This window comes from uncultured Methanobrevibacter sp., assembly GCF_900316895.1.
Classification (GTDB): domain Archaea; phylum Methanobacteriota; class Methanobacteria; order Methanobacteriales; family Methanobacteriaceae; genus Methanocatella.
Window position 1 is genome coordinate 1 of record NZ_ONER01000141.1, and the last position, 2,210, is coordinate 2,210.

A 2,210-nucleotide genomic window follows, 5' to 3' on the forward strand; every position below is an offset into this window, starting at 1 on the left:
TTAATCAAGGAACTTGAAAAGAAAAACCTCGGTACCAAGGCAACCCGTGCAGACATTGTGGACAAGCTGTATGACAGAAAGTACATATCAGGTACCAAAATTGAGGTTAACGAACTCGGTGAAAACCTCATCGACACTCTCAACACCTACTGTAAGAACTTGACCTCAGAAAAGCTCACAAGGGACCTGGAGGTCCAGTTGGAAGGAATCAACCAGGACAAGACCACAAAGGAAAGCGTTGTTCAGGAAGGTGAAAAGGACGTCAAGGAAATCCTCACTGACATCGACAAGAACCAGCAGGGCATTGGAAATAAACTGTACGAAGCCTATCAGGCATCAAACATCGTAGGAACATGTCCTACATGCGGAGGAAAGCTTGTCAAAAGGTATTCCGCCAAAACAAGAGGGTCATTTGTGGGATGTTCAAATTATCCTGACTGCACAACAATATATTCCATTCCGAAGGGAACCAACTTCCTTAAAAAGACATGTGAGAAATGCGGTTTGCCGATAATCTCATTCGGAAAGCCTAGACAGAGGGCATGTTTGGATCCTAACTGCGGCAAGGAAAACACCAAACCTTATAAACCGACAGAAGTCGGTGAATGCCCTGAGTGCGGAAAGCAACTCCTGAAGCGTTCAGGTCGTTACGGCGAATTCATCGGCTGCAGCGGATTTCCGAAGTGCAGGTTCACATGTTCAGTTGAAGAGCTCGAACATAAATTAAAAAAATAAATCTGATGCAATAGAATTCTATCACATAATGCAATTATTATATAAAAATATTAATGATTAAAAACAGATTAGATATGATGAATAAGAAAGAAAGAATATTTTACTATGATTTTTTAAGGGCATTTGCTATTATTGCAGTCTTATTATGTCATATGGATATATTCTATGGTCCGTTGAACACTCCTTTACAGGTTATTGCAAAGTATGTTCTCCATGATATTGGAAGAATGGGTGTACCTATATTTTTAATGATTAGCGGAGCATTATTGCTTAATAAGGATTATGACCTGTCTGTCTTTTTAAAAAAGAGGTTTACAAGAATAATATATCCATTTATATTTTGGGTATCCCTATTGGTAATCGGACTTTATGTCTTCCATGAACATTCCATGATAATTCCGGTAATTATTGGAGATTTTTCAGTTACATGGTATTTTTGGACATTGATTGGAATCTATTTGGCAATACCTATTCTTAATACATTTTTAAAGGAATATGGAGAAACAGGAATGAAATATTTCCTGATAATTTGGTTTGTCACCATGATTTTCAAAACATTCAACTCATATCCTCTGTTCACCAATTTCAATCTGGACTTTTTTGCCGGATATATCGGATATCCTGTTCTGGGATATTATTTAAACAATAAAAAATTCAACATTTCCGATAAAAAATTATACATTATCTCAATTGCAGCTCTTTTAATTTCATTGGGTGTATATGTTTATATTGATTATGCTAAACTCGGTTTGATCGAATTGATTTATCAGAATGTTCCAATGATTTTCATTGCATCTTCATTTTTCATTTTAATCAAATCCATTGATAATATGACCTCCTTTGAGCATATTAAAAATAATGCAATGGGCAGGATAATATTTTCAATAAGCATTTGCAGTTATGGGATGTATTTTTCACATGTGATGGTGCTTAAGGCATTATCTATTGTCAATCCGCATTCTAATTTATTATTTTTACCGATGTTCATAGCATTAATATTCCTTTCATGGCTGCCGGTGTATATTGTAAGCAAAATTCCTTACTTAAAAATGTTCAGTGGAGTGTAGTAAATATAGACACACTCAACTTTTCTAAAAATTGTGATTTAAATTATTTTTTCATGCCTGATTAGTTTTTAAATGTATTTGTAAATTAATACATAATCTTTTAATAATAGTAAAATCAGATATATATACCAATAAAAATATTTTTCATATTGTAAAATTATTTTTATTTATTTCTTATAATTTTAACTAAAAAATTAGACAGAGGATTTTAATGAATAGAGAAACATTATTTACAATAGGCAAAGGGATTATCATTATTTTAATCATCATGGCTATTGTATTTGCATTAAAAGCTCCTGCAGCTGATTTAAATGGATTAGATGCTGACGGTAAGGCATTATATACCGACGCATCAGGTCTTCCTTACTTCAGTGAAATGGATTCATATTATAACTACAGGTTGACCAA

At 33.6% G+C, this 2,210-nt stretch carries 3 protein-coding genes; all 3 read left to right on the top strand.

The window, feature by feature from the left end:
* Positions 1-735, top strand: a 735-nt coding sequence (locus QZN27_RS09815) for a topoisomerase DNA-binding C4 zinc finger domain-containing protein (RefSeq protein ID WP_296787042.1), incomplete at its 5' end; no start/stop codon positions are given.
* A gap of 77 nt (positions 736-812) precedes the next feature.
* On the top strand, positions 813-1,802 hold the full coding sequence (locus QZN27_RS09820) for an acyltransferase (RefSeq protein WP_296787045.1): 990 nt from the start codon (positions 813-815) through the stop codon (positions 1,800-1,802).
* 211 nt (positions 1,803-2,013) lie between these two features.
* A partial coding sequence (locus QZN27_RS09825) for an STT3 domain-containing protein (protein ID WP_296787048.1) occupies positions 2,014-2,210 on the top strand: 197 nt, incomplete at its 3' end.

Bases quoted from the DNA above. Each gene is read 5' to 3' on its own strand.
- QZN27_RS09820 (WP_296787045.1), top strand. From the start codon at position 813: ATGAATAAGAAAGAAAGAATATTTTACTATGATTTTTTAAGGGCATTT.